Source organism: Vibrio sp. R11-SG3-ISO3-SZ (assembly GCF_059834345.1).
On the sequence record NZ_JCBDGX010000101.1, the window covers coordinates 1 to 5,402 of the forward strand.

Below are 5,402 nucleotides of genomic sequence, written 5' to 3' on the forward strand. Positions count from 1 at the left end.
GTTTACCCGCAAAACATCTTCCATGCGCTCGATATCTTACTCAACTTTGTGCTCTTGATTAGCTGCTCTCTATTGGTGGTGGTCGCCATCGATATTCCGTTCCAAATCTGGCAGCACGCCAACCAATTGAAAATGACGAAGCAAGAGGTCAAAGACGAGTACAAAGAGACCGAGGGTAAACCTGAGGTAAAAGGCCGTATTCGGATGCTACAACGGGAAGCCGCGCAGCGGCGGATGATGGCAGAAGTGCCGCAAGCGGATGTGATTGTTACCAACCCAGAGCACTTTTCCGTGGCGCTCAGGTACAAGCAAGATAAAGATCGCGCGCCGATTGTGGTCGCGAAAGGGACCGATCACATGGCGCTTAAAATTCGAGAAGTGGCGCGAGAGCATGATATCTACGTGATCCCCGCTCCGCCATTGGCTCGGGCGCTGTATCATTCAACAGAGTTGGAGCAAGAGATCCCAGATGGGCTGTTTACCGCAGTGGCTCAAGTGTTGGCGTATGTGTTCCAGCTCAAGCAGTACCGCAAACGTGGCGGTCAAAGGCCGAAGCTCAAGGCGTCCGAACTCCCAATCCCGCCAGATTTGCGCCAGTAACGATTATTTTTCGGGGATCGAGAGTAAAACCAGCAACGCGCCATCGCCACCAAACTCAAGCGGTGCTTGGTGAAACGCCATCACATCAGGGTGCTGGGCCAGCCATAGCGGCGTTTTTTGCTTCAGGATATGTTTGCCGATGCCATGCTGAACACAGGCACAGGCAATTTCATTTTTGATGCAATAGGCAATCATCGCGCCGAGTTCACGCTTGGCCTCCAGTTGCGTCATGCCGTGCATATCCAAAAAGACATCAGGCACGTACACGCCACGGCGGAGTCGCTTCACCTCATACTGTGACACGTCGTCGCGGGCGTAGCGTGTTGGCCCTTCTTCATTGAGGAGCGGTACAAACTCGTCAGAGAAGTAAAACTCCGAGTCGCTCGCTTCACGTGCGCTGCGTGTGATTTCTTTCTGCTTAGTGTTTCTTTTTGGCTGTTGGACTATGGTATCCTGTCGCAACTTTTTTACGCCTTGTACTGCATCCCTGAAGAGGGCGAAATCGTCATCAATATCGGTGTCTTTTTTGTTCATGGGTGATTTCAATAGGTATGATTAATGCTATTGGCAGTATTGTAGCGCTTTTCGGAGGCAATTTTGGATAAGATTTTTGTAGAAGAAGCGGTATCGGAACTGCATACCCTTCAAGATATGATTCGCTGGACGGTCAGCCGTTTCAACGCCGCTCACCTATTTTACGGTCACGGCACTGACAATGCTTGGGATGAAGCCGTTCAGTTGATCCTACCCACACTCTATCTGCCGATTGATGTGCCTCCCCATGTTCTCAACTCTCGTTTGACCAGCAGTGAGCGCCTGCGCGTCGTCGAGCGTGTGGTGAAACGCATCAATGAGCGCACGCCTACCGCCTATCTGACGAATCGTGCCTGGTTCTGTGGTTTGGAATTCTTCGTCGATGAACGTGTCTTGGTGCCACGCTCTCCGATTGGTGAGCTGATTCAAGCTCAGTTCGAACCTTGGCTAATCGAAGAGCCGACGCGCATTATGGATATGTGTACCGGCAGTGGTTGTATTGCCATCGCTTGTGCGTACGCCTTCCCAGATGCGGAAGTGGACGCTATTGATATTTCATCCGACGCGCTGCAAGTGGCAGAACAGAACGTTCAAGATCACGGCATGGAGCAACAAGTCTTCCCAATTCGCTCGGATCTGTTCCGCGATTTACCGAAAGAGCGTTACAACTTGATTGTCACGAATCCACCGTATGTGGATCAAGAAGACATGGACAGCTTGCCGCAAGAGTTCACCCATGAACCTGAACTGGGCTTAGCGGCGGGTAGTGATGGTCTCAAGCTGGTGCGCCGCATTCTTGCCAATGCCCCCGATTATCTGACCGATAAGGGTATTTTGATTTGTGAAGTGGGCAACTCCATGGTGCACATGATGGAGCAATATCCAGACATCCCATTCACTTGGTTAGAGTTCGAAAACGGCGGACATGGTGTCTTCTTGTTGACGCGTGACCAACTGGTCGCTTGCGCCGATGAATTCAAGTTGTACAAAGACTGATTTGTTGCCAACTGTGCACGCCTAAACGCCGAGCTTTTGCTCGGCGTTTTGCTCTCTAGCGTTTTCGCGGCAAGCTGAACAAAAATAGTTCTGGCTTGGGGCTTTACATCAAACCGTAATAAAGACACTATGAAAAAACGAACAATTGACGTGTAAAGCCTATTTGACAAGGCTGAAATAATACGAGGAAGTAATGGCAGGAAACAGTATCGGACAACATTTCCGAGTGACCACATTCGGAGAAAGTCACGGTATCGCACTAGGATGTATCGTTGACGGATGCCCTCCAGGTTTAGACCTCTCAGAAGCAGATATTCAAACGGATCTCGACCGTCGTCGTCCAGGCACTTCTCGCTATACCACTGCACGCCGCGAACCTGATGAAGTAAAAATCCTTTCCGGTGTGTTTGAAGGGAAAACGACCGGGACTTCGATCGGTTTGCTGATTGAAAATACCGACCAACGCTCAAAAGACTACTCAGAGATCAAAGACAAGTTCCGTCCCGGTCATGCTGACTACACCTACCATCAAAAGTATGGAGTGCGTGATTATCGAGGTGGCGGCCGTTCGTCTGCTCGTGAAACAGCGATGCGCGTAGCGGCGGGCGCGATTGCGAAGAAATACCTTAAGCAAGAGTTTGGTGTCGAAATTCGCGCTTACCTATCGCAGATGGGCGATGTCGCCATTGAGAAAGTCGATTGGGATGAGATCGAGAACAACCCATTTTTCTGCCCGGATGTGGGTAAGGTCGAGCAGCTCGATCAATTGATCCGAGATTTGAAAAAACAGGGCGACTCTATCGGTGCCAAATTGCAAGTGGTCGCCACTGGCGTACCCGTTGGACTTGGCGAGCCAGTATTTGATCGCCTAGACGCCGACATTGCGCATGCACTGATGAGCATCAACGCGGTGAAAGGCGTCGAAATCGGCGATGGTTTTGATGTGGTAAGCCAAAAAGGCAGCCAGCATCGTGATACTCTCACGCCAAGCGGTTTTGGTAGCAATCATGCTGGTGGCATCTTAGGCGGTATCTCGACTGGGCAAGACATTGTCGCGAATATCGCGCTCAAACCAACGTCGAGCATTACCGTACCGGGTGAAACCATCACCAAGCAAGGGGAGTCGACAGAGCTGATTACCAAAGGCCGCCATGACCCTTGTGTTGGCATTCGCGCAGTGCCGATTGCTGAAGCCATGCTGGCGATTGTGTTGCTGGATCACTTGCTGCGTCATCGCGGTCAAAACCACGGTGTCACGACGCAAACCCCGAAAATTTAATCGTACAAACGGCTTCGCAAGGAAGCCGTTTTCTTTTCGCTGTAGCGCGTCTTAACGCTGGCTGCAGAGTCGGGTACAATGGCGCGCATCGTTACTTTGAACTTCCACATAGATGACCCACGATTATCGCGATTTGATTGCACTCTTCAATCAGACCTTTTTTGAGCAGTATCAGACCCGTCTTGAACTTGGCGGTGATGAGCCTATCTATCTTCCCGCGGATGACTCTACTCCTTACCATCGCATCGTGTTTGCACGAGGTTTCTATGCGTCTGCACTGCATGAAATCGCCCATTGGTGTGTGGCAGGTCCTGAGCGCCGTTTACTGGAAGATTTTGGTTATTGGTATCACCCCGATGGCCGCGATGAACAGGTTCAAGCGCAGTTTGAACAAGTGGAGATACGTCCGCAGGCGTACGAGTGGATCCTATCGGTCAGCGCTGGCTTTGCATTTAGTGTCAGTTGCGACAATCTCAATGGCGACGTTGAACCTGACCGCCTCGGGTTCATGCAAAAAGTCCATCAAGAAGTGATGTCCATTTTAGCAACGGGGTTGCCGCCGCGTGTGCTGGCATTGTCTGAGGCATTACGTGCCTTCTACCAAACCCCGCCACTTAAACCTGACGCCTTTATCGTCAAATAGAGCTTGGAATCAGCCACACCGCCTCTGACTCGCCCTGATGTTGGTAGGTGTATGAGGTTGGTACGCTGCCTTCTTCCATAACCCACACTACAGCAATCAGCGATGACCAATGGTTGGCGACGCTCAAATCAATCTGCGCCAAGCCGTTATTAAGTGAAGACTTCACTAAGCATTGGTCATAGTCAACCAAACTGAGATCGCCTTGTGCCGTGCGATTGTCGCATACCGAGAGGTAAGCGATTTTGCCATTCAATTCATTGAGCATCACGTCGATATTGAGCGTGTAGACTGACGCAAGGTCATTGTCATAACTGATCGAGAGCGCTTGGAGTCCCTCGGTGGTTGCCGCTGGCGTAGCGGATGGGGATGGCTGCACGGCATCGGCGCTCGCGGAGCTTCCCCCCTCGTCACCGCCGCCTCCTCCGCCACAAGCAGAGAGGCCAAGGGAGGCAAGCAATAGTGCGCCTGTAAAGTAAGGGTTGAAGTGTGTAGGCTGTCTCATCGGGCGTCTCCTTTAGTCGATGTAAATTCGGCTGGGTACTGCGAGTGTGTACCAGTTGGTGGCGGTGGTGCCGTTATCATCTTGGGCGAATTCATCAAAACTTGGGTAGGCGTTGAGAATATCGACCTGCTCCAGTGGGTGGGCCCAGTTTGTGGGGATTTCAATCGCCCAAGGTAGCCCGTTGCTGGTGTGAAAGTAAGTGTCACCGGACGAGGCGTCGACGCCATTTGCTCGGTAGCGGGGATCAAACTTGACCGTCGGTGCTTCATTCTTTAGGTGGATCTCTAAGCTACGGCCAGGGTGAGAGCCGGACAATTGATGGCCAATATCACCATGGTAATGGCCGGGTGCGGCAAAGATGAATGGGTCATAGGGAATCGGGCATCTGCGCTAAGCTCGGCGCGTTGAGTAGGGTAACGTGCAGGGTCCAAGTGGGGCGGTAGCTCGTGCCACACTGCTCCTGAGTGGGACATTGCGCAAAAGGCACCTCAGCACGCGCGCTGTGATGTGCTACGGCGAGGGATAAGGCGACGAGAACGTTGACGGACAATCGGGACATCTTCATAGCAATTCCTTGGTTGTTTGCGGTGCATAACTCCCTATTGCAACCGATATGCCAGAGGACAACCCCTTGTGAACACAAGCATTTGCCTTGGGTTTCTCAATGTGAGAAGCTTTGGCCTCTTTTTGAGAATCAAACTGATTTTAGGTAGCTACAAAGAATGATCACGGAATACGAAGAAGCGTTGCTTGCGCTAATTGATGCGCGTATTGAGACAGCATCGGAAGATGAGTTGTTTGCAGGTGGCTACCTGCGTGGGCACATTTCTCTCTCCGCCGCGGCGTGT

Annotated in this window: 9 protein-coding genes; 5 read left to right on the top strand and 4 right to left on the bottom strand. The window is 51.7% G+C overall.

The genetic code is table 11. The features are described 5' to 3' along the window. Window positions 1-600 (top strand): flagellar type III secretion system protein FlhB (flhB, locus tag AC6R1O_RS13025; RefSeq protein WP_500657160.1); only part of this gene is annotated, 600 nt, incomplete at its 5' end. Window positions 601-603: 3 nt separating this feature from the next. Here the strand turns inward: flhB and smrB are convergent. Next, window positions 604-1,134, bottom strand: a complete 531-nt coding sequence (gene smrB / locus AC6R1O_RS13030; protein WP_334555259.1) for an endonuclease SmrB — start codon at window positions 1,132-1,134, stop codon at window positions 604-606. Window positions 1,135-1,197: 63 nt separating this feature from the next. On the opposite strand from smrB, the gene prmB reads away from it, so the two are divergent. The 3 genes from prmB (at window position 1,198) to AC6R1O_RS13045 (ending at window position 4,052) form a co-directional block, all read left to right on the top strand. Then, the gene (gene prmB, locus AC6R1O_RS13035; RefSeq protein ID WP_500632782.1) at window positions 1,198-2,130 is read left to right on the top strand and encodes a 50S ribosomal protein L3 N(5)-glutamine methyltransferase; all 933 of its coding nucleotides are present in this window, start codon (window positions 1,198-1,200) and stop codon (window positions 2,128-2,130) included. A 193-nt stretch (window positions 2,131-2,323) separates the two neighbouring features. Then, window positions 2,324-3,409 (top strand): chorismate synthase, encoded by a 1,086-nt coding sequence (gene aroC, locus AC6R1O_RS13040; protein ID WP_500632783.1) that lies wholly within the window; start codon window positions 2,324-2,326, stop codon window positions 3,407-3,409. 112 nt (window positions 3,410-3,521) lie between these two features. After that, window positions 3,522-4,052 (top strand): elongation factor P hydroxylase, encoded by a 531-nt coding sequence (locus tag AC6R1O_RS13045; RefSeq protein ID WP_500626001.1) that lies wholly within the window; start codon window positions 3,522-3,524, stop codon window positions 4,050-4,052. On the opposite strand, the gene AC6R1O_RS13050 is transcribed toward AC6R1O_RS13045, so the two are convergent. Genes AC6R1O_RS13050 through AC6R1O_RS13060 form a run of 3 tightly spaced genes read right to left on the bottom strand, consistent with a single transcriptional unit; the run spans window position 4,045 to window position 5,119 of the window. Beyond that, window positions 4,045-4,554: a hypothetical protein gene (locus AC6R1O_RS13050; protein ID WP_500632784.1), complete on the bottom strand. Its 510-nt coding sequence runs from the start codon at window positions 4,552-4,554 to the stop codon at window positions 4,045-4,047. The genes AC6R1O_RS13045 and AC6R1O_RS13050 overlap by 8 nt on opposite strands. Before the next feature lie 12 nt (window positions 4,555-4,566). Next, window positions 4,567-4,932 (bottom strand): LruC domain-containing protein, encoded by a 366-nt coding sequence (locus AC6R1O_RS13055; RefSeq protein ID WP_500632787.1) that lies wholly within the window; start codon window positions 4,930-4,932, stop codon window positions 4,567-4,569. After that, complete coding sequence (locus AC6R1O_RS13060; RefSeq protein ID WP_500632785.1) at window positions 4,922-5,119, bottom strand: hypothetical protein; 198 nt, start codon at window positions 5,117-5,119, stop codon at window positions 4,922-4,924. The genes AC6R1O_RS13055 and AC6R1O_RS13060 overlap by 11 nt, the downstream gene beginning before the upstream one ends. 157 nt (window positions 5,120-5,276) lie before the next feature. Here AC6R1O_RS13060 and AC6R1O_RS13065 point away from each other — a divergent pair. Then, a partial coding sequence (locus AC6R1O_RS13065) for a YfcL family protein (RefSeq protein ID WP_500657161.1) occupies window positions 5,277-5,402 on the top strand: 126 nt, incomplete at its 3' end.